26 protein-coding genes are annotated in these 23,376 nt (G+C 33.2%); 5 read left to right on the forward strand and 21 right to left on the reverse strand.

The window, feature by feature from the left end; translation table 11 throughout:
* Positions 1-52: 52 nt before the first annotated feature.
* From DMB71_RS15495 to ruvC, 4 genes are all read right to left on the reverse strand, one after another.
* The gene (locus tag DMB71_RS15495) at positions 53-835 is read right to left on the reverse strand and encodes a cyclase family protein (protein ID WP_111367604.1); all 783 of its coding nucleotides are present in this window, start codon (positions 833-835) and stop codon (positions 53-55) included.
* A gap of 27 nt (positions 836-862) precedes the next feature.
* Positions 863-1,828 (reverse strand): D-2-hydroxyacid dehydrogenase family protein, encoded by a 966-nt coding sequence (locus DMB71_RS15500; protein ID WP_111367606.1) that lies wholly within the window; start codon positions 1,826-1,828, stop codon positions 863-865.
* Positions 1,829-1,842: 14 nt separating this feature from the next.
* Positions 1,843-2,982: a radical SAM family heme chaperone HemW gene (hemW, locus tag DMB71_RS15505; protein ID WP_111367608.1), complete on the reverse strand. Its 1,140-nt coding sequence runs from the start codon at positions 2,980-2,982 to the stop codon at positions 1,843-1,845.
* Between the two features lie 63 nt (positions 2,983-3,045).
* A complete protein-coding gene (gene ruvC / locus DMB71_RS15510) occupies positions 3,046-3,600 on the reverse strand; it encodes a crossover junction endodeoxyribonuclease RuvC (protein ID WP_008466394.1) in 555 nt (184 codons plus the stop codon).
* 83 nt (positions 3,601-3,683) lie between these two features.
* On the opposite strand from ruvC, the gene DMB71_RS15515 reads away from it, so the two are divergent.
* Both DMB71_RS15515 and DMB71_RS15520 read left to right on the forward strand, forming a co-directional pair.
* On the forward strand, positions 3,684-4,628 hold the full coding sequence (locus DMB71_RS15515; RefSeq protein WP_111367610.1) for a lysylphosphatidylglycerol synthase transmembrane domain-containing protein: 945 nt from the start codon (positions 3,684-3,686) through the stop codon (positions 4,626-4,628).
* On the forward strand, positions 4,625-5,728 hold the full coding sequence (locus DMB71_RS15520) for a glycosyltransferase family 2 protein (RefSeq protein WP_111367612.1): 1,104 nt from the start codon (positions 4,625-4,627) through the stop codon (positions 5,726-5,728). Before DMB71_RS15515 ends, DMB71_RS15520 begins: the two co-directional genes overlap by 4 nt.
* A gap of 94 nt (positions 5,729-5,822) precedes the next feature.
* Here the strand turns inward: DMB71_RS15520 and DMB71_RS15525 are convergent, their stop codons facing one another.
* Positions 5,823-6,308 (reverse strand): hypothetical protein, encoded by a 486-nt coding sequence (locus DMB71_RS15525; protein ID WP_111367614.1) that lies wholly within the window; start codon positions 6,306-6,308, stop codon positions 5,823-5,825.
* Between the two features lie 154 nt (positions 6,309-6,462).
* Here DMB71_RS15525 and DMB71_RS15530 point away from each other — a divergent pair, with 154 nt between their 5' ends.
* Entirely contained in the window at positions 6,463-6,963 is a 501-nt protein-coding gene (locus DMB71_RS15530) for a DUF456 domain-containing protein (protein WP_111367616.1), read from the forward strand.
* A 284-nt stretch (positions 6,964-7,247) separates the two neighbouring features.
* A complete protein-coding gene (locus tag DMB71_RS15535; RefSeq protein ID WP_008466405.1) occupies positions 7,248-7,850 on the forward strand; it encodes a DUF937 domain-containing protein in 603 nt (200 codons plus the stop codon).
* Positions 7,851-7,914: 64 nt separating this feature from the next.
* On the opposite strand, the gene DMB71_RS15540 is transcribed toward DMB71_RS15535, so the two are convergent.
* The 7 genes from DMB71_RS15540 to DMB71_RS15570 form a co-directional block, all read right to left on the reverse strand.
* Positions 7,915-8,823: a pseudouridine synthase gene (locus DMB71_RS15540; protein ID WP_111367618.1), complete on the reverse strand. Its 909-nt coding sequence runs from the start codon at positions 8,821-8,823 to the stop codon at positions 7,915-7,917.
* Positions 8,824-9,051: 228 nt separating this feature from the next.
* The gene (locus tag DMB71_RS15545; RefSeq protein WP_111367620.1) at positions 9,052-10,008 is read right to left on the reverse strand and encodes a geranylgeranylglycerol-phosphate geranylgeranyltransferase; all 957 of its coding nucleotides are present in this window, start codon (positions 10,006-10,008) and stop codon (positions 9,052-9,054) included.
* Positions 10,009-10,068: 60 nt separating this feature from the next.
* Positions 10,069-10,659, reverse strand: coding sequence for a DUF502 domain-containing protein (locus tag DMB71_RS15550; protein ID WP_111367622.1), 591 nt, complete (start codon positions 10,657-10,659; stop codon positions 10,069-10,071).
* 74 nt (positions 10,660-10,733) lie between these two features.
* Positions 10,734-11,672, reverse strand: a complete 939-nt coding sequence (locus tag DMB71_RS15555) for a mevalonate kinase family protein (RefSeq protein ID WP_111367624.1) — start codon at positions 11,670-11,672, stop codon at positions 10,734-10,736.
* A 3-nt stretch (positions 11,673-11,675) separates the two neighbouring features.
* On the reverse strand, positions 11,676-11,981 hold the full coding sequence (locus DMB71_RS15560) for a type II toxin-antitoxin system RelE/ParE family toxin (RefSeq protein ID WP_111367626.1): 306 nt from the start codon (positions 11,979-11,981) through the stop codon (positions 11,676-11,678).
* Complete coding sequence (locus DMB71_RS15565; protein WP_111367628.1) at positions 11,981-12,199, reverse strand: hypothetical protein; 219 nt, start codon at positions 12,197-12,199, stop codon at positions 11,981-11,983. The genes DMB71_RS15560 and DMB71_RS15565 overlap by 1 nt, the downstream gene beginning before the upstream one ends.
* Before the next feature lie 31 nt (positions 12,200-12,230).
* Positions 12,231-13,313 (reverse strand): diphosphomevalonate/mevalonate 3,5-bisphosphate decarboxylase family protein, encoded by a 1,083-nt coding sequence (locus DMB71_RS15570; protein ID WP_111368048.1) that lies wholly within the window; start codon positions 13,311-13,313, stop codon positions 12,231-12,233.
* Positions 13,314-13,423: 110 nt separating this feature from the next.
* Here DMB71_RS15570 and DMB71_RS15575 point away from each other — a divergent pair, with 110 nt between their 5' ends.
* The gene (locus tag DMB71_RS15575) at positions 13,424-13,900 is read left to right on the forward strand and encodes a TspO/MBR family protein (protein ID WP_111367630.1); all 477 of its coding nucleotides are present in this window, start codon (positions 13,424-13,426) and stop codon (positions 13,898-13,900) included.
* Positions 13,901-13,935: 35 nt separating this feature from the next.
* On the opposite strand, the gene DMB71_RS15580 is transcribed toward DMB71_RS15575, so the two are convergent.
* The 9 genes from DMB71_RS15580 to DMB71_RS15620 all read right to left on the reverse strand — a co-directional run bounded on the left by DMB71_RS15580 (position 13,936) and on the right by DMB71_RS15620 (position 23,256).
* Complete coding sequence (locus DMB71_RS15580; RefSeq protein ID WP_111367632.1) at positions 13,936-14,655, reverse strand: hypothetical protein; 720 nt, start codon at positions 14,653-14,655, stop codon at positions 13,936-13,938.
* A gap of 10 nt (positions 14,656-14,665) precedes the next feature.
* A complete protein-coding gene (locus DMB71_RS15585; RefSeq protein WP_111367634.1) occupies positions 14,666-15,382 on the reverse strand; it encodes a hypothetical protein in 717 nt (238 codons plus the stop codon).
* 73 nt (positions 15,383-15,455) lie between these two features.
* Positions 15,456-16,133: an MBL fold metallo-hydrolase gene (locus DMB71_RS15590; RefSeq protein WP_111367636.1), complete on the reverse strand. Its 678-nt coding sequence runs from the start codon at positions 16,131-16,133 to the stop codon at positions 15,456-15,458.
* 61 nt (positions 16,134-16,194) lie between these two features.
* Entirely contained in the window at positions 16,195-16,767 is a 573-nt protein-coding gene (locus DMB71_RS15595; RefSeq protein WP_111367638.1) for a Crp/Fnr family transcriptional regulator, read from the reverse strand.
* Positions 16,768-17,415 (reverse strand): HAD family hydrolase, encoded by a 648-nt coding sequence (locus DMB71_RS15600; RefSeq protein ID WP_111367640.1) that lies wholly within the window; start codon positions 17,413-17,415, stop codon positions 16,768-16,770.
* Positions 17,416-17,421: 6 nt separating this feature from the next.
* A complete protein-coding gene (locus DMB71_RS15605) occupies positions 17,422-18,630 on the reverse strand; it encodes a BaiN/RdsA family NAD(P)/FAD-dependent oxidoreductase (protein WP_111367642.1) in 1,209 nt (402 codons plus the stop codon).
* Positions 18,631-18,714: 84 nt separating this feature from the next.
* Complete coding sequence (locus DMB71_RS15610; protein WP_111367644.1) at positions 18,715-19,392, reverse strand: glycerophosphodiester phosphodiesterase; 678 nt, start codon at positions 19,390-19,392, stop codon at positions 18,715-18,717.
* Positions 19,393-19,549: 157 nt separating this feature from the next.
* The gene (locus tag DMB71_RS15615; RefSeq protein WP_111367646.1) at positions 19,550-21,211 is read right to left on the reverse strand and encodes an alpha-amylase family glycosyl hydrolase; all 1,662 of its coding nucleotides are present in this window, start codon (positions 21,209-21,211) and stop codon (positions 19,550-19,552) included.
* 191 nt (positions 21,212-21,402) lie between these two features.
* Positions 21,403-23,256: a glycoside hydrolase family 13 protein gene (locus DMB71_RS15620; protein WP_111367648.1), complete on the reverse strand. Its 1,854-nt coding sequence runs from the start codon at positions 23,254-23,256 to the stop codon at positions 21,403-21,405.
* Positions 23,257-23,376: the final 120 nt, after the last annotated feature.

A 23,376-nucleotide genomic window follows, 5' to 3' on the forward strand; every position in this document is an offset into this window, starting at 1 on the left:
ATCTGTGGCAAAAAATTAATTCGTGTAAATTGGTGCAATTAGTGGCAACCTTTTAAATTTTATATAAAATTGGTTTGCTCGGACTTGCGTCGTTTTCGAATGAAGCGATTTGAAGATTTAGTATATAATCACCATCTTCAATTTCGTCTGAAACGTAAATCATTTCTGTAATTGTGGCATTAAATCTTGCGTCAGAATTTAAATTATGCGTGTCTTTTACATTCCAAAATGCTTTGTGAGCCAATAATTTTCCTTCGTCATGTTCTTTGTCAACACTTGGAAGATCAATCAGTAAATGCTGAATTTCGCTTTCGCGGATGAAAATAGCAGCCTCTTCAGACAAATATGGCGGATTTGTATTAGAGTATTTTCTTGACTTTTTATCTAGTTGATTTGGAAGAGTCCGAATTATTAATGATTCGTTTGTCATGCTGAGTCGATCCCGATAGCTATCGGGAGAAGCGCTCAATGCTTTTTGAACTTGCTCTTTAGTAATCACAAAATCTTCCCCAATTTTTTCAGGTTCAATAGTAATCAATTTAGCAAAAAAGAAAAACTGCTTTAAAGATTGATTGATACTGTAAAAATCATTCGTAATATGACCTAAACATTCCGTATGCGTTCCATGCCCATGTGGATTGAAGAAAATATTATTGAAATTGGTAGATGATTTTCCTTCCGAAACTTTACCAATCCAATCGCCAAAAACTACAGGTTCAATAACCGGTTTTTCGATGTACCAGGCAATCGGGTTTTCTTCAGTATTGGTTAATGGAATGGAGATATCAATAGGTTTTGATAAGTCGATTTCGAAGTTGTTGATTTTAGCGATCATTAAATGCTGAATTTATATCGAATAAAATTATAACAATGCTTCTGGATTTGCAATGTTTGTTGGATTTCTATTGATATAATTTATAACATTTTCGAATGCTTTCTCGAAATAAAGCTCATAGCTGTTCTTTTCAACATAACCAATATGCGGTGTACAAACGACATTTGGCATTTTCAATAATTCATAATTTGTATCATAAATGGGCTCTTCTTGATAAACATCTAAGCCTGCAAATCCGGGTCTGCCATTTTTTAAGGATTTAAGTAGCGCTCCTTCTTCTATTAATTCTGCACGAGCTGTATTGATTAAAATTGCATCAGATTTCATTAAACTTAAATCGGTTTCTTTTACAATTCCGAAAGTGCTTTCGTTTAATCTGAGATGTAAAGTTATGATATCGCTTGTTGAGAAAAATTGCTCTTTTGATTCTGCTTTTTCAAATCCATCTAAAACTGCCTGATTTCTGGAAGATTCACTTCCCCAAACCAAAACATTTGCTCCAAATACTTGTGCATATTTTGCAATTTGCTGTCCAATTTTTCCATACCCCCAAATTCCTATTTTCTTGCCACGAATTGTTGACCCGATATTAACTTGCCATTTTCCATCTTGCATGCCTTGAATGGCTTGCGGAATCTGACGAATCGTATTTAGAATTAGCGCCCAAGTAAGTTCTGATGGAGCGACAGGAGATCCAATTCCTTCTGCCACAGCGACTTTATGTTTTGTGCAGGCATTTATGTCAAGATGATTTGATTTTTTACCTGTTTGGCTAATTAATTTTAATTTCGGAAGTTTTGAAAGAAGTTCATCTGTAATTTCTGTTCTTTCCCTAATTAAGACCAAAATTTCGGAATCTTGTAGTAAGTCAGCTAATTTAGAAGTATTTTTTTCGGTATAGTTTAGGATTGTGACACCTAATCCTTTTAAAATTTTAAATGATTCAAGTTTTTCAACAGCATTTTGATAATCATCCAGAATCGTAATTTTCATAAGAAAGTTTTTTACTACAAATCTAAGTAAAATAGGTCACTTGCAATTCCATCCGTTAAAAATTTTCCTTTAGGAGTTGGTTTTAGAATTTTATTTTCGATCGAAAGCAAATCGTCGTTTAAGAACTTTTGAGATTCTTCCAGTAAATAATTGAGATATTCTGATCCGAATTCCTTTTCAATTCTTTCTAAAGAAACGCCCCAAATGGTTCTCAATCCTGTCATAATATATTCATTATAACGATCTGAAATGGTTAGTATTTCGGTTTCAATAGGAAGTTCATCGTTTTGAATTGCTTTTAAATACAATGAATTATTTGCAATATTCCAGCCTCTTTTTTCACCATCATAACTATGCGCCGAAGGACCAATTCCGAAATATTTTTTACCTAACCAATAAGCCGAATTGTTTTTAGAGAAATAATTTTCTTTTCCGAAATTCGATAATTCATAATGAATAAAACCGTTTTTTTGAAGCATCTCAACCAGAATCATAAAATGGTTGGAAGCGACTTCATCTTGAGGTTCAGCAATTTTTCCTGTTTGAATTAATTTGCTTAAAGCTGTTTTCGGTTCAACCGTTAATGCATAACTTGAAATATGCGGAATACCAAAATCCAAAGCCGTTTGAATATTCTGTCTCCACATTTCGTCACTCATTCCTGGAATTCCATAAATCAAATCAAGCGAAATATTATCAAAATATATGGTCGCTTCTTCCAAACATTTTTTGGCTTCCACCGAATTATGGGCACGATTCATCATTTTCAAATCCTCTTCATAAAAAGACTGAATTCCGATGCTTAAACGGTTTATAGAACTTTTGGATAATTCAAAAATTCGTTCCGCAGACAAATCATCTGGATTTGCCTCAAGCGTAATTTCTGGATTTTCTACAACTTTATAATTCTTATAAACTTCTGAAATTAAAAAGTTGATTTCTTCATTTGACAATACAGAAGGAGTTCCACCGCCAAAATAGATGGTTTCTATGATATTATCACCCTGAGCGGAGTCGAAGGGTTTACGCATGCCAATTTCTTTGGCTAATGCCAAAACCATTTCGTCTTTCTTTTTCATCGAAGTTGAGAAATGAAAGTCGCAGTAATGGCAAGCCTGCTTGCAAAAAGGAATATGAATGTAGATACCGCTCATTTTAGTTTTCAGTCTCGGTTTTCAGTCTCAGTCTCAGCTGTAAACTGCGACTGCGACTGAGAACTATTTCTTAATACGATCTTCGTTTTGTTTCACAAAAGCATCCCAACCGGAATAGCTTTTTCCAGCGACAACTTTTCCTGAATTGAAGTGATGACAAACTGCAGCTGCTAAACCGTCTGTAGAATCGAGATTTTTTGGTAATTCTTTTAAGCCTAAAAGCTGTTGCAGCATTTTGGCAACTTGTTCTTTACTGGCATTTCCGTTTCCGGTAATAGCCATTTTTATTTTTTTAGGTTCGTATTCCGTAATCGGAATGCCTCTTGAAAGTCCTGCAGCCATGGCAACACCTTGTGCGCGACCTAATTTCAGCATCGATTGCACGTTTTTGCCAAAGAAAGGCGCTTCAATCGCGATTTCATCTGGACAATGCGTTTCGATTAATTCGATAGTTCGCTCGAAAATGATTCTTAGTTTTTGGTAATGATTGTCGTACTTGGAAAGCTGTAATTCGTTTAATTGCAGAAATTCCATTTTCTTATTGATTACTTTAATCAATCCAAAACCCATAATCGTGGTTCCAGGGTCAATACCTAATATGATGCGTTCTTGTGTCAAGAGATTTTTGTTTCAAGTTTCAGATTTAGAAAATTGACTCATTTTCTAATTTTCTAATTGCCACATTTGATTACTTTTGCGGCATGATTTCAATTCCTCACAAAGCTAAGCAATTCCTAGTTCTTCTGGCCAAACTTTTAATTGTTGGCGGTGCATTTTATTTTATTTACAATCAGCTGGCTAACAACGACAAATTAGACTGGCAGAAGTTTATTGTTTTGTTTAAGAAAAACCAGTCGGTTTTAGGGATTTCGTTTATTCTGCTTTTGAGTGTTTTGAATCGTTATTTTGAGATTTTAAAGTGGCAGAATCTTGTACAAGTTATTCATAAAATCTCTGTTTACGAATCTACAAAACAGGTTTTAGCAGCATTAACCGCTGGAATTTTTACGCCAAATGGAGTAGGAGAGTATGCTGGAAAAGCATTGTATTACCCGAAATCTGAAGCCAAAAGAGTGGTTTTCTTAAACTTAATCTGCAACGGAATCCAGATGATTCTAACCATTATTTTTGGGATTTTCGGATTGTTGTATTTTAACGCTGAATTCAATGTAATTACAACCAAAACAGTCCTGATTCTTTTTGGCGGATTTATGTTGATTTTGATTCTGTTATTTTCAATAAAAAAAATAAAAGTAAAAGGCTATTCGATTGAAAAACTGATTCATAAAATCAACGAAATTCCGAAATCGGTTCATCAGAAAAATATCTTTTTGGGAATCTGTCGTTATTTGGTTTTTTCGCATCAATATTATTTTTTATTTTTAGGTTTTGATGTCGATCTTCCTTATTTAACTTTAATGGCAGCGATAACTTCGGTTTACTTTTTGGCTTCGTCTTTACCAACTTTTCAGTTTTTAGATTTTGCTGTAAAAGGAAGCGTTGCGATATATTTCTTCGGAATTTTGGGTGTAAACGAATGGATTGTAATTTTCATCAGCACTTTAATGTGGTTTTTGAATGTTGTCTTGCCAGTAGTTTTAGGAAGTTATTTTGTACTGAATTTTAAAACCAAAACAGTAGAATGATTTTTGGATTGTTCGCAATATTAACCATTTACATTTTAAGCATTTCTTTGCTGATTTATGGTTTTTTCAAAGTAAAAAAACACAAAAAGTCAGATTTAAAGCCAAAGACCAGTTTTACGATAATTGTTCCTTTTAGAAATGAAGAGGAAAATCTGCCAAATCTATTAAACAGCATTTCAAATCTCAATTATCCAACAGATTTATTTGAAGTAATTTTGGTAGATGATAGTTCTAATGAGAAATTCCAATTTTTAAATTCCAAATTCCAAATTTCGATAATTGACAATATCAGGATTTCAAATTCTCCTAAAAAAGATGCCATTACAACATCAATGCAACACGTAAAAACAGATTGGGTTATCACAACAGATGCCGATTGTATTGTTCCTGAAAATTGGCTTTTGACATTTGATAATTATATTCAGCAAAATAAAGTTTCAATGCTAGCAGGCGTTGTAACTTATCAATGTGAAAACTCTTTTTTAGATCATTTCCAGCAATTAGATTTAACGAGTTTGCAAGGGGCAACAATTGGAAGTTTTGGTTTGAATAAAGGTTTTATGTGCAACGGAGCTAATTTTGCTTACACCAAATCACTTTTTGAAGGTTTAAATGGCTTTGAAGGGAATGATGAAATAGCCAGCGGAGACGACGTTTTTTTGCTGCAAAAAGCAATCGAAAAGTTTCCCAACGAAGTTAGTTATCTAAAAGCAAAAGAAGCAATTGTTACAACAAAACCAACCGAAAATTGGAAAGCATTGTTTCATCAAAGAGTGCGCTGGGCAGCAAAAACAAGTTCGTACAAAAGCACTTTTGGAAAGTTTTTAGGACTTATCGTTTTCTTTGGAAATATAACTTTGGTTATTTGCTTTTTCTTATTTTTTTTTGGAGTTCTAAGTTATCCGATTCTAGTTTTATTTGCCTTTTTAAAATTTATAATCGATTTTGGTTTGCTTTCTGTAACCAATCAATTTTTGACTAAAACTAGAATAAAAAGCCTTTTACTGAGTAGTTTGCTGTATCCGTTTTTTAGCTCGACAGTTGCGTTGTACAGTCTTTTTGGTTCTTATGAATGGAAAGATCGACGCTTTGCAAAATAAATTGACCATTTAAGTTATATAAGAAATTTAAGTTAAGAGAATCGGTAAACACATCCTAATTTTAAATGAACTTACATTACTTATATGGTGTAAATTATTTTTCGTCTTTTGCTTTTATAATAACAGGCAGAATAAATTGTGTTTTTACCGGAATACCTCTTTTTATAGCTGGATTTACTTTTGGGAAATCGACTAGACGAGCATGCAGAATACTGTCAATTTTTATGGTGTCGTAAGCTACAGAATCTTTAGGAAACTGAGGTTCGAACTTCATAGTCGAATTTGGAAAGACAGTAACTTTCACTTCGATAGTATCCAATTCTGGATATAATATCGATAAAGTATCTACGTTTAGTTTTTCTTGGATAAGGTTTGACATTACTTCAAAAAAACATTGCTGACGAAGCTTTTTATCGGCAATTTTTTCGCAATTAGGAACAGAAGGATATTCATCAACTTCTTTCCAGTTGATAGATTTTAACTCTTTTTGAAGTAATTCTTTTTCAGACGGAACCTGCTTCTCAAAATATTGACAAGAACTAAAAAGAATACAAATAAAAAAAGGGAAAAACTGCCTCAAAGTTTTAAAATTGAATGAATGAACAAAAATACGGATTATTTTTTTGTGAAGCTTTCTGATGCTTACGAATCTTCATACTTTAAAGATACATATTTTAGGGTTTGTAAAGAAAAAAATAAAGTAGTAATTTGTAAAAACAAATTTACAAAATGATATGGATTTACTTTTAGTACTACTCGGATTTATATGTGTAATCGTTGGTGTTTTCGGGAGTTTTCTTCCTGTTCTTCCAGGATTATCAAGCTGCTGGGTAGGGTTGTTGTTATTGTATCTGACAAAGGCGGTAGAAAACAATTATTGGATTTTAGGAATCACATTTGTATTGATGGTGATAATCACAATTTTAGATTATATAATTCCGTCTAAAGGAACCCAAAAGTTTGGAGGAAGTTCTTATGGAGTCTGGGGAACCAATATTGGTTTGATTATTGGGATTCTGGCGCCAATTCCGTTTGGAATTATTATTGGCCCGTTTGTGGGCGCACTTGTTGGCGAATTATTATACGACTCTCAAAATCACAAACGAGCTATAAAAGCAGCTACGGGTTCTGTTCTAGGATTCTTGGCGTCGAGTTTTGTGAACTTCTTTTTTTCAGTAATTTATCTCGGGATTTTTCTGACTGTCCTTTGGCAAAATAGACAGCTTATTTTCTAAATGGTAATTTTGACTTTAAGCTTTTTCTTATATTTTTGATTTTTTAAAAAAAACTCTTAAAATTTTAAAAATAATTTTTGTATCTTATACATTACGCCAAGCTTTATATTTCCTCATTTTCGAATTTTTTAGGGCTAAATGCTTGAAAATCGACTACCTAAATTTTTAACTTAATTTTTGGAAATGTTAAAATATTTTATATTTTTATCACGATAATCGATGAAAAGCCTCACTTTATCGGTTATTTTAAATAAGTATAAATAATCATTTTTTAAGTTATGAGTATGACCCCAAACCTACAAATTGAACTTAGACGCTTTATTTCTTCTAATGTTGTCTCCAAGTTAAACAAGTTTTATTTTGAGAATGATGCACTTTTAATCAAGGGAATAGACGTCTCGATCGGCACAATTTTGATGGGACTCTACAACAAAGCCGAAGAATCTGATTTTTACTCCGAAATTGTTTCACTAATCCAAGAAGATTCCACTTTTTACCAAGAAGTAGATTTTAATGCAGGCAGAATTTTATCAGTCGACGACTGTTACCGTTTAGAAGGAAATGTTTTGCTGAAAGAATTGTTCTCTAACAAAAAAGGCAGAATTTCTGAAATGGTTTCTAACGAAGTTGGCATTAAAAGCGAAACAGCCAGAGAAATACTTAACTTTTCGGCATTACTTGTAATGTCTTACTTAAGATATAATCTTCAATTAATAGAAAGTTTAAAACTCCTTTTAGAAGATCAAAAAAGAGATATTTTAAACAGCATTCCTCCCGGAATCAAAATCATCCTAGGTTTTTCAAATTACGAAACAGTAGAAGACAAAAACCAATCTATCGGAAGATCTATTTTTACCCTTTTTGGACATAATTTCTTTAGTTTTTAAAAATAAAAAATCCCATTTTCAAGAAGAAAACAGGATTTAGTTATGACTTAAATTTGAAAAACGCTTACACGTTTTTCAAATTGATGATTTCTTGATTGGTCAAAAAGCGCCAATTTCCGCGAGGAAGATTCTTTTTGGTCAGTCCAGCAAACGAAACACGGTCAATTCTTAAAACATTATATTCGAAAGATTCAAAAATAGAACGCACCACTTTTACGTTAGCCGTACGCAGTTTAAGACCAACTTCGCTTTTTGGTTCATTATCAATATAGCTTACTTCTTCAACAAAAACGCGGTGTCCATCAAGAACAAGACCTTTGCTGATTTTTTCTAAATCTTCAAATTTTAAGTTTTTGTCTAAAGAAACCTGATAAATCTTAGACGATTTCTGATTCGGCAACGTAAATTTGCGAATCATATCGGTGTCGTTAGTAAACAACAATAAACCAGTTGTATTCTTGTCCATTCTTCCTACAGCAGCAATTTTTGCATTTGTAGCACCACGAACAAGTTCTAGAACGTTACGATATTCCTGACCTTCATCAAAGGCAGTTGTAAAGTTTTTAGGTTTATTCAATAAAATATATTCTTTCTTTTCTGGAGTCAGTGTAACACCGTCAAAGTTTACAACATCATTCAGTTTTACCAAATAACCCATTTCAGTAACTACATTACCGTTAACTTTAACGTTTCCAGATTGGATGTAGATATCGGCATCACGACGAGAACAAACGCCAGAATTGGAGATGTATTTATTCAGACGAATTTCATCTGAAGCCTTTTGTCTCTTTGCCGGCTGGTTTTGTTTTCTGAATTTTTCGGCTGCTGCTTCTTGAGCTGCTTTAACTTCAGGTTTTACTTTTTTCGGTCCCTGCGCGCGTTTTGGTAAAGCAGGTTTTGGCTTGTTAGAGTTTGATCTTGAGCTGTTTGGTCTCGATCCGCCTCTTCTATTATTGCCTTCCTTATTGTTCATAGAATCATTAATTTGTGCAAAGATAGTTTTTTCCTGCTAATAAATCCTAAGTTGAATGTTCTTAGATTAATAGCACTTTATTTTAAGATGTTCAGGAGCAATACAATTGGATTTTTTAAAGTTTAGGCTATTTCGCAAACATTCACAAAGTTGGACGCAAAGTCTCGCAAAAAAATCTCTGCGTATCTCTGCGAAATTCTTTGCGTATCTCCGTGGAATAAAAAAAGTTTAATAATTAGAAATCAATTCCTTTCCGTGCCATAAAACGCTAGGATTAATCAGTACAATGCAGAAAACACCAGAAACAATCAGGAATTTTAAAACATTATGGAGTCTTAAAAATTGCTCTTTAGAATTGGATTGCCATAAATAAATCAAGAAAAAAAGCAGTACGCCAAAACATACATAAAAATAGATGTCCATATAGCCCACATCGTGTATGTTGACCAAAACATAAACTGGTACAATGGTTAAGAAAGTTAAAGCAGTAATAATTTGTTTTGAAATTTTTTCGCCATACAAAACAGGAATTGTTCTATAATCGGTTACTAAATCACCTTTCAGGTTTTCAAGATCTTTTATCATTTCGCGAATCAATAAAAGCAGAAACAAGAAAACGGCATGCGCAGAAATCACAACAAAATGGCTCATATGATTCTCAAGTTCTTCAAACGAAATCTTATTATAGAAATACAGTAAAATGGCAAAAAACGGCGTCACAGCAAGGAAAGCAGACATTAAATTCCCAATAATCGGATACTTTTTAATTTTATGCGAATAAAACCAAATCATAAAAATATAACCCGAAAAGAACAAGAAAGCTCTCCAAGAAACAATAAAAGCCATTAGAACAGCCAGGAAATTTAAACTGAAATAAACATTCAATTTGGTTTTCTGACTAACCAAACGATCCAACATCGATTTATTCGGACGATTAATTAAATCCTTCTGACTGTCGTAAAAATTATTGATAATATATCCCGAAGCAATTGTAATAGCCGAAGCAAAAACAATTAAAAACAAATGAAAATCAAGTAAGATATCTAGTGCTCTAATTTCTGGTGCCAATATAAAAATTGCTGATAAGTACTGAGCTAAAACAATAATTGGAATGTTATAACCTCTAACCACAGAGAACAGACTAACAATTTTCATTATTAAAAGTTTTTGCTGTCTGCTTAACATAAAGTTTTTGTTTGTTGGATTAGATGAGGGAAGTTAAAAGATATTTTTTAATTCAAAAATTTAGAGTTTGTTTTTTAACAATTCTTTAGAACCGTAGCCTAGTTTTCTAATACAAGCCAAAGCTTGTTTTTGCGTAATATCGATTTCTGTAATATCTTTTTTATCGACAAAAACCACAGATCCGCCCCACGGATTTGGAGCATCTGGTATGAAGACTGTAAATTTATTATCGTTGACTTGCTCAATTAAAAAAGCAAATTGCAAACCTGCGTCAGTAGGAACTAAAATTACTTTTAAATCGTCTTTAGATTCTAAGCCCAATATGTTTTCATTCATGTTTTTCATAAATGAATACCCTGGAACAAAGCTCAAAATGCCATCTTCTAATTTCTCAACGAGTTTTTTTGCATTGGCAGTTTTTGCTAATAATCCTGCCACCAGACATATTAGAATTATGATTAATATCCCGATAAACTCTTGAATTGCAAGTCCTAAAACACTAATATTTGGTAAGTTACTTACAAGCGGAAGTGTAGCTTTTTGAATAATGGCATATCCTTTTTCTAGAACAATCAGTAAAACGACTAATGGAACTAAAAATACAAGTCCTCCTAAAAAAGTTGCTTTGATAATTTTTAAAATACTTTTCATATTCAGTAACTTTTTTAGGATTAAATATTAGGAAAGCGTATTCAAATAATTATCTGTTTTTATGGGATTTATATTTAGAATTGGTAAACGACTTCTAGCTTATAATCTTTTAAAGCTGCTTTGGCACGTTCTAGATCTTCAGTAAAACCAAGAATGTAACCGCCGCCTCCAGAACCGCAAAGCTTCAGGTAATAATCATTAGAGTCAATTCCGTGTTGCCAAATTCCATGAAATTGTTCTGGAATCATTGGTTTAAAATGATTTAAAACAACTTTAGAAAGCTTTTTGGTATTGGTGAACAAAGACTTCATATCGCCATGCAGAAAATTTTCTACGCAGGCATCTGTATATTTTACAAACTGATTTTTAAGCATGGCACGGAAACCTTTGTCTTTTAGGTTTTCCATGAAAATGCTGACCATTGGAGCTGTTTCTCCAACAATTCCTGAGTCTAACAAAAATACAGCACCTTTTCCGTCAAAACTTTGAGTCGGAATTCCAGTTGCTTCAATATTGTCTTTTGAATTAATCAGGATTGGAATACTCAAATAGCTGTTTAGAGGGTCTAGACCAGAACTTTTTCCGTGGAAAAAGCTTTCCATTTGAGAAAATATATTTTTTAGGTGTAATAATTTTTCACGAGTCAGATTCTCCAGAACAGTGATTTTGTTTGTAGCGTATTTGTCATAAATAGCCGCAACAAGCGCACCGCTGCTTCCAACACCGTATCCTTGCGGAATACTAGAATCGAAATACATTCCAGTCTCAACGTCATTTTTTAAAGTTTCTAAATCGAAAGTAACCAATTCTGGCTGCTGTGTATGCAGAACTTCAAGATAAGAAGCAAAACTTCTCAAACTTCTGTTAGATGCAATTGCTTCTTCAGTAGGTTCTTCGCTTTTTTTCAAAGCGCCATTATAAAAATTATAAGGAATAGAAAGTCCTTTAGAGTCGCGGATAATTCCGTATTCTCCAAAGAGTAATATTTTTGAGTAAAATAGTGGTCCTTTCATGATTTATTTTATGTCTTTCTTAATTTTATTTGGGTTTTGTCTGGTGTCGAAAACATTATGAATTCTGATTTCATTTGCGCTAAAACTATACAATAATCTTGATTGTTTTGTTATAACACATTTTCGATATTTCTTGTTTATCGATGATTTTGGAAAAATCTCAGGATTCATCACCATTATTGAAATTGCTTTTTCAAATTTGATAATAAACATCTTTTTTGATTTTTCTGACCATCTTGCTTCAATGAACTTTAAATCTGAATCTAAATTTTTCTCAGCTGTTTTTGAAAAACTTACTTTAAGATCCACTATCTGTATTTTTTCATAACATCCTCGTAGCTCGTAAATTCTCCTCTTTCGAATTCTAATTCACTTTGAGCTATATCTTCTTTTTGTTGATCAGTTAAATCATCCCACCAGTCTTTTTTATTTTTTCTAAGCAATTTTGCAATCGCCATAATAAGTGTAGGATCATTAGTCTCTTTCAACATCTCCATCGCCTCACGTTTTTCTAATTGAATGTCCATAACCAAAAAATTTAACTAAAGATACGCAAAATTATAATGCAATTGCACCGCTTCCAATTTTGTCGCAAATGTATTGACTATTCTGACAAAATACAACTAATTCGTCCTGAATAAATTGAAGTACTTTTTCGCTAACGTTTTCAGGATATAATACATGTACATTCGCACCAGCATCAAGCGTAAAACATACTGGAATCTGGGTTTCATTTCTGAATTTCCAAATTGCATTTATGATTTGCAACGTATTTGGTTTCATTAAAATAAAATAAGGCATAGATGTCATCATCATAGCATGTAAAGTCAGTGCTTCACTTTCTACCACTTTGATGAATTCTTCTAAATCTCCGCTTTCAAAAATGGAGATTAATTTATCCAGATTTTCATGTGCTTGAGCAAAACGTCTTTCTGCATACGGATGGTTGTGCATTAAATCGTGCCCAACTGTGCTTGAAACTTGTTTTTCGCCTTTATCAACCAATAAAATAGTATCTTGGTAATTCTTGAAATTTTCATGAATTGTATATGGAAATTCCACTCCAAACAAGTCAGTGCTTCCTTCAATATTTGCCTGATTTCCCCAAACTACCACATTTCCTTTTACGCTTCGGCAAGCACTTCCTGAACCTAAACGTGCTAGAAATGAAGCTTTTTGATAGAAATATTCATCTGTCATTTCTGGATTTAAAAGTTTCTCTAAACTCATAAAATTCATTGCCAGCGCAGCCATTCCAGAAGCCGAAGAAGCAATTCCTGAACTATGTGGAAAAGTATTCTTAGTATCAATCGTAAAATGATAATCCTTTAAAAACGGCAGATAAACCTCAACTCTTTCTAAAAACTTTTGAATCTTTGGTTTGAAATCTTCTTTCGGTTTTCCTTCAAAAAGTAAATCAAAAGAAAAACTTCCTTGATTCTCTTTTTCAGAGAAGGCAAGTTTGGTGATCGTTTTACAATTATTCAAAGTAAAACTTACCGAAGGATTTGCTGGAATCTGGTTGTCTTTTTTCCCCCAGTATTTCACTAAGGCAATGTTGCTTGGAGCGCTCCATTCAAAGTTTCCGTTTTCGATTGTTGAAGTATATGGTTTTGGTATAAAATCAGCTGCTGTTAACATGAATTTCAAAATTTTGGCAAAGATAGTTTTTTCGCCATAAAGGGATAATTTTTTATCCATAATGGTTTAAACTTTTCTTTTGACTATTTTTGAATTCAAAATTTGAATTCATGAATAAGTTCGTAAAAATCGCTATAGCTTTATTAATTTGTTTAACAGTAGGGTATTCTGCGGGAGTGGTTACAAAACCAAGCATTGAAACTTGGTATGTAATGCTGGAAAAACCAGTTTTTAATCCGCCAAATTGGGTTTTTATGCCAGTTTGGACTGTGATTTATATTCTAATGGCAATTGCCGCTGGATTGGTTTGGGACAAAATTAAAGTGGAGACAGAAGAAGTAAAAAAAGCATTACTTTTCTTCATTATTCAATTGATTTTAAACTCAATTTGGTCTTATTTGTTCTTCGGATTAAAAAATCCGATGTTAGCTTTAATCGAAATTGTACTTTTATGGCTAATGATTTACGAAACGTATTTAAAATTCATCAAAATCAATAAAACTGCGGGCCATTTATTGATTCCATATTTAGCTTGGGTTGGATTTGCAACTGTTTTGAATGCTAGTATTTGGTGGTTGAATAAATAAGTTTTGTTTCAAGTTTTTCTTTGTTTCAAGTTGAGCTACTTCAGATTCTTAAATTCTTCATTTTTGGCGTATAAAAAATCCATAATAGAAAGCACATTTGGTTGCTCTAAAAGTGTTTTAGATTTTGAATCAGCATTACAAAAATCTAAAAAGATTTCTTTTTCTTCGGGTTTAATTTTTAAATTTTTGATGAAAAAATCTGGTGGACAATAAGCCGTTGCCAGTTTTTTAAAACGGTCGTCACGAAGTTCGATTTTTTTCTCGGGACCATCAAAAATAGCACGTTTAAAGTTTATACCGTTTTTAATTCTTCCATCATTAATATTTAGATATCGCTGATTTAGGTCGTTGTAGCTCTGTTGTTTTTTAATTTCAGCGATAGCTTCTCTATTATCAGCATCATCAACAAGTTTAATGCTCTTCATTTGAGTAACAACTACATTGTCCAGCTCTTCCGCTTCTGGGATCATGTTTACTACAAGATTATTCGTTTTAAGATTATCGGCAGAAATTTTTAGACGGGTAAAAAAATAATTTTTAGCGAAAAATAATAAGCTATCTTGAGCCTTTACCACAATAGTAAATTCTCCCGAAGCATTTGTCGTAGTGCTGGTTTTGGCAGTTTTATTGATGACTTCGACATTTTTTAAAATTAAATTTTGAGAAACAACTTTTCCATGAAGTAATTTGTCGGTTTGGGAAATGCTAAACTGATAAGTAAGAAAAGAAATTGTAGTAAATAATTTTACTTTCATCTAATAGATTTTAGTTTTTAACTTCTGAATTTAGTTTTTGAAACTCTTTGTTTTTAGTATGTAGAAAATCCATTGTATAAAGTAAATTTTTCTGCTGTACAAGAATTTTAGCTTGTGGATCAGCATCACAAAATTGTAAAAACAGTTCTTTTTCTTCGGGCTTTATTTTCAAGTCATTTGTAAAGAAATTTAATGGAACAGTCGCTTCGGCTAATTTTTTGAAATCCAATTCCTTGAACTTAAATTGCTCTTTTTTTCTTTTTCCTCTAAACAAATTGAAAATAGCGACTAAATCCATTCCATTTGCGATAGTTCCGTTATAAACACCTGTAGACATTGGTCCCATTGGTACAATAGTCGAATTTTCGTCTGCTGGTCCAACTTTGGGAAACTTAATGTTCGTTATTAAAACCTCATCCAATTCTTCAGGTTTCAAAATCATACTGACCACAATATTATTTTGATCAATATTTTCTTGGGAAACTTTTAATCTTTTAAAAAAGTAATCTTTAGAGAAAAAAAGCAAACTATCTTTTGGACGAACAAGAATCGAAAATTCACCTAATTCATTTGTCGTCGTACTCGTTTTTGCAGTTTTATTAATTACTTCCACCTTATTAAGTGGAATATTTTGCGAAAGTACTTTTCCGTTTAATGCTTTTTCAGTTTGAGAAACGCTGATCTGATAAGTGAAAATAGAAATTGTGGTAAGTAATTTTACTCTCATATAGGATTAATTAGTTGAGAGTAAAATTATTAGAATAGTCTTAACGAAAACTTACAGAATCTGTAAATTCTTGTTAATATGCGATGTCGTTTTTTTTGATAAATTTTTCGAACTCACCGTTATCAAACAAAATAGGACCGTGGCCAAAACACAATATTTTGGGTTTTAAAGATGCAAGTTTTAATATTGATTTTCTATTCGTTTCTTTATCAGCAGTAAATAAATGTGGAGGTTCATGCAAACCGACTTTTGTCGTTAGAAGATTCATATTGGTCATCACATCGCCAACAATTAAAATGCCGTCTTTCTCTCTGAAAAATGATAAATGGCCGCTTGAATGTCCAGGAGTTTCAATTACAATAAATCCGCCAATTTGATCGCCTTCTTTTAAGATTTGAGAAACAGGAGCTCCTTTTCCTGCCCAGAAATTTTTCTGAAATTTTGAAAAAATATGATTCGGATTTGGGTATTCTGTAAATACATTACCGCTTTCAGCAAACTCTTTTTCAGGTTCACTGCATAAAAGAGGAATATTTAAGGTTTCGCAGATTATTTTACTGCTTCCTTGATGGTCGGCGTGTGCGTGTGTCAATGCATGTTTTGTAACTGATTTGTCTTTTATTGACTTTAATATTTTAATGGCAGAGGTTCTAATTCCAGCATCAATTAAAACATCTTCTATCAAATAACAATTAATGGCGTTTCTTGGAAATAACGAGATTTGGTAAACGTCTTTGGCAATATTCTTCATCTTTTTCAAATTTTATTTCGACAAAGATTTGAATTCCGTTTCTCAACTCACTTGATAAATGTTAAGAAATGTCCTGACGGATTCTACTCAACGATTCTGGTGTAATTCCAAGAAAGGATGCGATGTAAATCAGAGGTGTTCGCTGAATTATTTTGGCTGGAGCCGATGCTAAAAAAGTCTGATATTTTTCTTTTGCTGGAATCATTTGCAGTTTTAAAACTCTGTCGGCCATACAAAGGTAATTTTGCTCGGCTAAAATTCTTCCAACGCGTTCCCAATTCGGAATTTCGTTGTACAAAAATTGCATTTTTTCGAAAGTTATCGAAAGCACTTCACAGTCTTCAATACACTGAATGTTTTCAAAAGAAACTGATTGGTTTATAAAACTAGAATACGAAGCAATAAAGCCGTCGTCACAGCTTAAATAAGTGGTAATTTCTTTTCCGTCTTTTAGATAATAAACTCGTGCTAAACCTTCAACAATAAAGAAAATCTTGTTGCTGATTCTTCCCATCGAAGAAAGAAAATCTTTAGCCGTAAATTTTTCATATTCAAAACAAGAAACAATCTTTTCGATTTCATTTTCAGAAAACGAAGCGATTGATTGTATTTGTTTTTTTAAAGAAGGATTCATTTATAAAATTCCAATTAATTCCGAAGCATTATTAATCACCACTTTTGCTCCACTAGATTTCAATTCATCTTCTGTTCTGTAGCCCCATGTAACGCCAACAGGAAACATATTAGCATTTACAGCCGTTTTCATATCAATATCAGAATCGCCAACAAATAGGATTTCTTCTGGTTTTAAATTCCATTTTTTGCTTATTTCAATCGCTTCAAACGGATTTGGTTTTTTAAGTTCTTCTGTACTTAAACCGACTGCTGTATCAAATTGTTCAGGAAATAATTCATGGGCTATTTTCTTTGTTAATTCATTTGCTTTGTTAGAGAAAACAGCCATTTTGATATTTTGTGAAGTCAGTTTTTCTAACAATTCAACAATTCCGTCATACGGTTTTGTTTTCAACGTGCAGATTTTGGTATATTCATCAATCATACATTCAAAACAACTTTCGATTTCATCATCAGAATTGTTTGTAGCTGGTAATGCTTTGCTTACCAGATTTCGTAAACCGCTCCCAATAAAATACTGATAAGTTTCGTAACTATGTGTAGGATAATTTAGAGCAGTAAGCACTTTATTCATCGCATCTGAAATGTCGTGTAATGAATTAACTAAAGTTCCGTCTAAATCAAAAATAATTCCTTTGAATTTCATTTTCTATTAAATATTTTGAGCCAGAATAAACCCGCTTGTCCAAGCATTCTGAAAATTAAATCCGCCTGTAATAGCGTCGATGTTTACAATTTCCCCAGCAAAATAAAGGTTTTGGTGAATTTTGCTTTCCATGGTTTTAAAGTTGATTTCCTTTAAATCGATTCCGCCAGCGGTTACAAATTCTTCTTTAAAAGTGCTTTTTCCGTTGACTTTAAATTCGGCTTTGGTTAGTTGTGAAGTCAGGTTCAGCAATTGATTTTTAGATAAATCCGCCCACTTCGTTTCCGAATCAATTCCCGAAGCCAAAACCAAACTTTCCCATAAACGATTCGGAAATTCAAAAGGAGATTTCTTAGAAACTGCTTTTTTAGCGTGTTCTTGTTTTAAATTTTTCAGGATTTTTTCGGTGTTTTTAAAATCTACATCATTTAACCAATTGACGAAAATCGTAAATTGATAATTTTTATCGTGTAAAATGCGTGCGCCCCAAGCCGAAAGTTTCAAAATGGCTGGTCCGCTCATTCCCCAATGCGTAATCAATAAAGGTCCTGTCGATTCTAGTTTAGTATCTTTTACATGAACGGTAACCTGTGCAGCAACTCCTGGTAATTCTTTAATTCGAGAATCTTTGATATTGAAAGTAAATAGGGAAGGAACGGGGCTCACAATAGCGTGTCCTTGTTCCTGAAGCATTTCCCAGATTTTAGGATTGCTTCCCGTTGCCATTATTAATTTTTCAGCAGCATAATTATCGGTTTGTGTATCGATTTTCCAATGATTTTCTTTCTTGAAAATCGACTGAACACTTTGTCCTGTCAAAACTTTTATACCTAATTTTTCGGTTGCTTTTAAGAAACAATCAATAATAGTTTGCGATGAATTAGAAACAGGAAACATTCTGCCATCTTCTTCAATTTTAAGTTCTACGCCGTGTTTTTCAAACCATTCGATAGTATCTCCAGAACAAAACTGATGAAACGGTCCACGAAGTTCTTTTTCTCCACGAGGATAAAATTTTACTAATTCGTTAGGCTCAAAACAAGCGTGCGTAACGTTGCATCGCCCGCCCCCAGAAACGCGAACTTTAGAAAGAACTTCTTTTCCTCTTTCTAAAATGGCGATTTTCAGTTTCGGATTTTTCTCTACAATGTTAATTGCGGTAAAAAAACCTGCAGCGCCTCCGCCAACGATGATTATGTCGAAATTTTTTATCATATGATTTGTTCGCCACGAATTCACGAATTATTTTTTTACAATCTTTGAGAATAAAAAAATCGTGAATTCGTGGCTATTTAAACTTTATATTTTGTCTGGATTATCAGAGATAATTCCATTTACTTGATAACTTTTTACTTTTTGTATGTCTTCTTCTGAGTTTACTGTCCAAGGTAAAACTAAGAAACCTTTTTCCTGAATTTGCTGAACATTTTCTTCATTCAATAACTGAAAATCTGGGTTAATTGCTTTTGCTTTTATTTTTTCGGCGAAAGCCAAAGCTTTATCTAAATCTTCTTCTGTTAAAACACCAATCGGAATATTTGAATTTAGTTTTGATGTTTCTTCTAACATATTCCAATCGAAACTTGAAATGATGAAATTTTCGTATTTCCAGTTTCTTGCTGAAATATATTCCTCAATTAAAGCAACAACTTTAGGAGCGGTTCCTAAACCTTTTAATTCGATATTGATTAGGCATTTTTTGTCAACCAAATCAAAAACTTCGATTAAAGTTGGGATTTGGTATTTTCCATCAATTAAAAATGATTTTAATTCTGCTGAAGTAAAATCATTTACACGACCTTTTCGGTTTGTTGTTCTGTCTATTGTTTCGTCATGAATTACGATTAAATGTCCGTCAGAACTTAAATGAACATCGAGTTCGATTCCGTCTGAATTTAAGTCTAATGCTTTTTTAAAAGCTTGTAAAGTATTTTCAGGTTCGTAGGCTTTGGCGCCACGATGTCCAATTTTTAGCATTTGTTGCGAGTTTAACCGCAAAGGTCGCAAAGTTTACGCAAGGTGCACAAATAATTTGTGAAATTAAATAGCCACGAATTCACGAATTTTTTATTCTCAAAGATTGTAAAAAAATAATTCGTGAATTCGTGGCTAAAATTTTTTGCACTCTTATCGGTTAAATCTTCTCCAATAAAACAATATCAAAATCATTGTCGATAATGACTTTTCCATCAATTACTTCAACTTCTTGATTTGAATAAGTGTCTTTTAGTTTTGTTCCGTTTGGGAAGACGTCACCCACAGGAAGTTCCTTTTTGCCTTTTGGTAAATCTAATCCCATAACAACTTTATCGGTAAAAGAACCTTGAGTAAAAGTTCTGGAAAAAGTATAAGGATACGGATTAATCAATTTGTGAACACCAGCACCAACAGCAGGGTGATTTCGTCTAAACTGACCTAATTTCTGCCAATGCAAAAGTGTTTTTTGCGTTTCAAGATTGTTTTGGATGTCATTCCAATTCATATTAGAACGTAGGGTAGCATCGCCTTGAGTGCCTTCAACAACCAAAGATCTGGCCGATTCATCTCCGTAATAAACTTGAGACATTCCTGGAGAAAGTAATAGTTTATTGGCAGTTTCGATGCTTTTGGTTCTATTCGCATCAAAAGGCTGTCCATCGTCATGCGAAGACATATAATTAAGGACAGAATATCCTTTTAAATCATTATTCAAAGCATTCGAATATTTCGAAAACAAACCTTCATAATCGTTTTGAGCAGCATTCCATTTAAATTCAAAATTGATCATGCTGTTGAAACCATTCTTGAAATAATTTACTTTTCGATCTCCAAAATCGTAATCCTGCCCGCCACTGATTCCGTAACCGTAAACCTCAGCAATGGTATAAAACGGATTCTGATCTAGAACTTGTAAAGGATGATGTTTTTTCCACGTTTCAAATGCGTAATCACATTCTTTTTTGAAATCTGCCCAAACATTTTCATCTGTGTGTTTTACTGTATCTCCTCTGTAGCCATCAATTCCGAATTCTACGATATAATCGGTAAGCCATTTTATGATGTAATATTTTGGTGTTCTTAGATATCCTGTTCTTTTGAAGAATTCACCTAATGAAGCAATTTCTTTTTCGTAACGACCTTCTTTTTTCCATTTTTCTATTAAAAAAGGAGGGAGTGCTACTTCCTGAGTACTTTCAGTTCTAACATCTGGAAGATTATCAACCAACGTACACATGGTAGTATTTTCAAACGATTTGTAATCGCACACAACACCAGTTCTAACCCAGTCTGAAGGCCAAACGGGATCTTCTGGAGTTACTGGTCCGGTATGATTGATAACTCCGTCAAGAATGATTCTGATGCCTTTTTCGTGTGCCTTTTTTACCAGATTAGCTAAATCTTCTTTGGTTCCGAAATTTGGATCTAAAGCCGTCCAATCTTTTGCCCAATAGCCGTGAAAACCATAACTCAATCCGGTTCCTTCGTCAACGCCATCGTGGATTTGTTCTACAATCGGCGTAAGCCAAATGGCATTGATTCCTAATTTTTCAAAATATCCTGATTCGATTTTTTTAGTGATTCCGATGATGTCACCGCCTTCAAATCCGCGGAGTTTTCCGGGTGTTTTGGTTCGGTTGAAATTGACGTCGTTGGAAGTATCTCCGTTGTAAAAACGATCTGTAAGTAAAAAATAAACATTTGCTCCTTCCCAAACGAAAGGTGTTTTTGAAGTATCATTCATTGTAACTGATTTTGAGCCAGAACAACCCGTAATTATGAATACTAAAGATAAAAAAAGGAAAGTGTATTTTTTCATTATTTAGAAAATTTTAAACATGTTGAAAAAAATAGCCACGAATTCACGAATTATTTTTTGACAATCTTTGAAAATAAAAATTCGTGAATTCGTGGCGGAAAAAATAGTTTCTTGCAGATCTCGCAGATTCTGCAGATTTTCTTTTTTAATTATCTGCTTAATCTGCAAAATCTGCGAGAGAATAAATATTGCTATTCTAGTTCTAAAACCAAAGCCGATTTTGGTTCTAAAGTAATTTCAGAAGCTAAATCAAATGTTTTTCCTGTGATAACATCTTTTCCTGATTTTAAGTTTTTGATGTTTTCTTTGAAACGGTTTGTTTTTATAACCTGCTCTTTTGCATTGTTATTGAAAACTACCATTACCGTTTTAGCATCGGTATATCTGAAATATACATAAGTATTGTTTTCAGGAATATAATGTGTCATTTTTCCGAAATGAACTGCTTCGTTTGTTTTTCTCCAGTTGAATAATTTTGAAGAGAAATCAAAGAAAGCAGCTTGTTCTGCAGTTCTTCCTTCTTTTGTAAAAGCATTGTTTTTATCGCCAGCCCATCCGCCTGGAAAATCCTGACGAATATCGGCATCTCCGCCTTTACCTTTATCGCCACCCATTCCGATTTCTGAACCGTAGTAAATCTGTGGAATTCCGCGAACGGTTGCCAATAAAGTCATAGCCAATTTATATTTAGGTAAATCGTATTTGAACTTTTCATTCATACGATCTGTATCATGATTTTCAGCAAAAACCAAAATGTTATTCGTGTTTGGATATAGAAAATCCATTGCAAAATTGTTGTAGAATTTAATCAATCCGTTGTCCCAGCTTGGCTCATTTTCGTTGAAAGCAGAAGTAATCTGACTTTGAAGCGTAAAATCCATTACACTTGGAAGGTTCGAATTGTAGTTTTCGATTGCTCCAATTTTACTGTCTTTTTGCCAAAAAGCTAAATTCGCTTGATTGTGCATCCAGATTTCACCCACAATATTAAAGTTTGGGTATTCATCTGTAATAGATTTTGCCCAATTTGCCATTGCCGTTTTATCTGAATAGTTATAAGTATCTACCCTGAATCCGTCAAGATTTGCAAATTCAATCCACCAAATAGCATTTTGCGTTAAGTATTTTGCAACCAAAGGATTTCTAAGATTTAGGTCTGGCATTGAAGGTACAAACCAGCCATCAATACAAACTTCCTGATCGATTTTTGACGCGTGAATATCTGTAATTACTTCACGTCTGTGGTGAGTTTGTGTGTAGTTTTCAAATTGGTTAAGCCATGATTTTGTTGGCAGATCTTTCACCATCCAATGCGTAATTCCCCAGTGATTCGTTACATAATCCATAACCAGTTTCATGTTCTTTTTATGCATCTCTGCAGAAAGACGAGCGTAATCGTCATTCGTTCCGTAACGCGGATCAATTTTGTAAACATCAGATTGTCCGTAAGTATGATACGAATGCTGTTTGTCGTTGTCTTCGCATAAAGGCGTGCTCCAAATTGTGGTTGCGCCAAGAGACGAAATATAATCTAAGTTTTTGATGATTCCTTCAATATCTCCTCCGTGGCGTCCGCTTGGATCTTGACGGTTTGCTTTTTCAGTTAATGAAGCATCGCTATCGTTTTTCGGATTTCCGTTAGCAAAACGATCTGGCATGATTAAATAAATCAAATCCGATGCATCATAACTTTTTCGGTCGGCAGAATTGGCTCTTCTTTCTTTTAGAGCATATTTCTGAGTAAAAGCTACTTTATTTTTGTTTTTGAAAGAGAAAAGCAATTCAGAAGCTTTTACGTCTTTTGTATCGATGGTTACGAAAAGATAGTTTGGATTTTCTGTTTTTTCAACGTTTTTAATCACTACATTATTAGAAACTGAAGCTTCGTATTGTGCAATGTTTTTTCCGTAGAACATAATCTGTAGTTCCGAATTTTTCATTCCGGCATACCAAAATGGCGGTTCTACTTTTTGGATTTGCGCTTTCGCGGAAGCGGAAAACAATAGAACGAGTAAAATTAATTTATAGAAATGATGGTTTTTCATAGCGAGTAGAATTTAATTTTAATTCGATTTCCTGCAAGGTTTCTAAAACCTTGTAGGTATGTTGAATATAAATATTTAGGAAACTTACAAGGTCTTGGAAACTTTGCAGGATTGATATGA

This window comes from Flavobacterium tistrianum, assembly GCF_003254545.1.
Classification (GTDB): Bacteria; Bacteroidota; Bacteroidia; order Flavobacteriales; family Flavobacteriaceae; genus Flavobacterium; species Flavobacterium tistrianum.

Coding starts and splice junctions, on each gene's coding strand:
- DMB71_RS15605 (WP_111367642.1), bottom strand. CDS start 18,630: ATGATAAAAAATTTCGACATAATCATCGTTGGCGGAGGCGCTGCAGGT.
- DMB71_RS15565 (WP_111367628.1), bottom strand. CDS start 12,199: ATGGACATTCAATTAGAAAAACGTGAGGCGATGGAGATGTTGAAAGAG.
- DMB71_RS15570 (WP_111368048.1), bottom strand. CDS start 13,313: ATGTTAACAGCAGCTGATTTTATACCAAAACCATATACTTCAACAATC.
- DMB71_RS15540 (WP_111367618.1), bottom strand. CDS start 8,823: ATGAACAATAAGGAAGGCAATAATAGAAGAGGCGGATCGAGACCAAAC.
- DMB71_RS15545 (WP_111367620.1), bottom strand. CDS start 10,008: ATGTTAAGCAGACAGCAAAAACTTTTAATAATGAAAATTGTTAGTCTG.
- hemW (WP_111367608.1), bottom strand. CDS start 2,982: ATGAGCGGTATCTACATTCATATTCCTTTTTGCAAGCAGGCTTGCCAT.
- DMB71_RS15580 (WP_111367632.1), bottom strand. CDS start 14,655: ATGAAAGTAAAATTATTTACTACAATTTCTTTTCTTACTTATCAGTTT.
- DMB71_RS15615 (WP_111367646.1), bottom strand. CDS start 21,211: ATGAAAAAATACACTTTCCTTTTTTTATCTTTAGTATTCATAATTACG.
- DMB71_RS15575 (WP_111367630.1), top strand. CDS start 13,424: ATGAATAAGTTCGTAAAAATCGCTATAGCTTTATTAATTTGTTTAACA.
- DMB71_RS15515 (WP_111367610.1), top strand. CDS start 3,684: ATGATTTCAATTCCTCACAAAGCTAAGCAATTCCTAGTTCTTCTGGCC.
- DMB71_RS15550 (WP_111367622.1), bottom strand. CDS start 10,659: ATGAAAAGTATTTTAAAAATTATCAAAGCAACTTTTTTAGGAGGACTT.
- DMB71_RS15535 (WP_008466405.1), top strand. CDS start 7,248: ATGACCCCAAACCTACAAATTGAACTTAGACGCTTTATTTCTTCTAAT.
- DMB71_RS15500 (WP_111367606.1), bottom strand. CDS start 1,828: ATGAAAATTACGATTCTGGATGATTATCAAAATGCTGTTGAAAAACTT.
- DMB71_RS15530 (WP_111367616.1), top strand. CDS start 6,463: ATGGATTTACTTTTAGTACTACTCGGATTTATATGTGTAATCGTTGGT.
- DMB71_RS15595 (WP_111367638.1), bottom strand. CDS start 16,767: ATGAATCCTTCTTTAAAAAAACAAATACAATCAATCGCTTCGTTTTCT.
- DMB71_RS15520 (WP_111367612.1), top strand. CDS start 4,625: ATGATTTTTGGATTGTTCGCAATATTAACCATTTACATTTTAAGCATT.
- DMB71_RS15620 (WP_111367648.1), bottom strand. CDS start 23,256: ATGAAAAACCATCATTTCTATAAATTAATTTTACTCGTTCTATTGTTT.
- DMB71_RS15590 (WP_111367636.1), bottom strand. CDS start 16,133: ATGAAGAATATTGCCAAAGACGTTTACCAAATCTCGTTATTTCCAAGA.
- DMB71_RS15585 (WP_111367634.1), bottom strand. CDS start 15,382: ATGAGAGTAAAATTACTTACCACAATTTCTATTTTCACTTATCAGATC.
- DMB71_RS15495 (WP_111367604.1), bottom strand. CDS start 835: ATGATCGCTAAAATCAACAACTTCGAAATCGACTTATCAAAACCTATT.
- DMB71_RS15610 (WP_111367644.1), bottom strand. CDS start 19,392: ATGCTAAAAATTGGACATCGTGGCGCCAAAGCCTACGAACCTGAAAAT.
- DMB71_RS15555 (WP_111367624.1), bottom strand. CDS start 11,672: ATGAAAGGACCACTATTTTACTCAAAAATATTACTCTTTGGAGAATAC.
- DMB71_RS15600 (WP_111367640.1), bottom strand. CDS start 17,415: ATGAAATTCAAAGGAATTATTTTTGATTTAGACGGAACTTTAGTTAAT.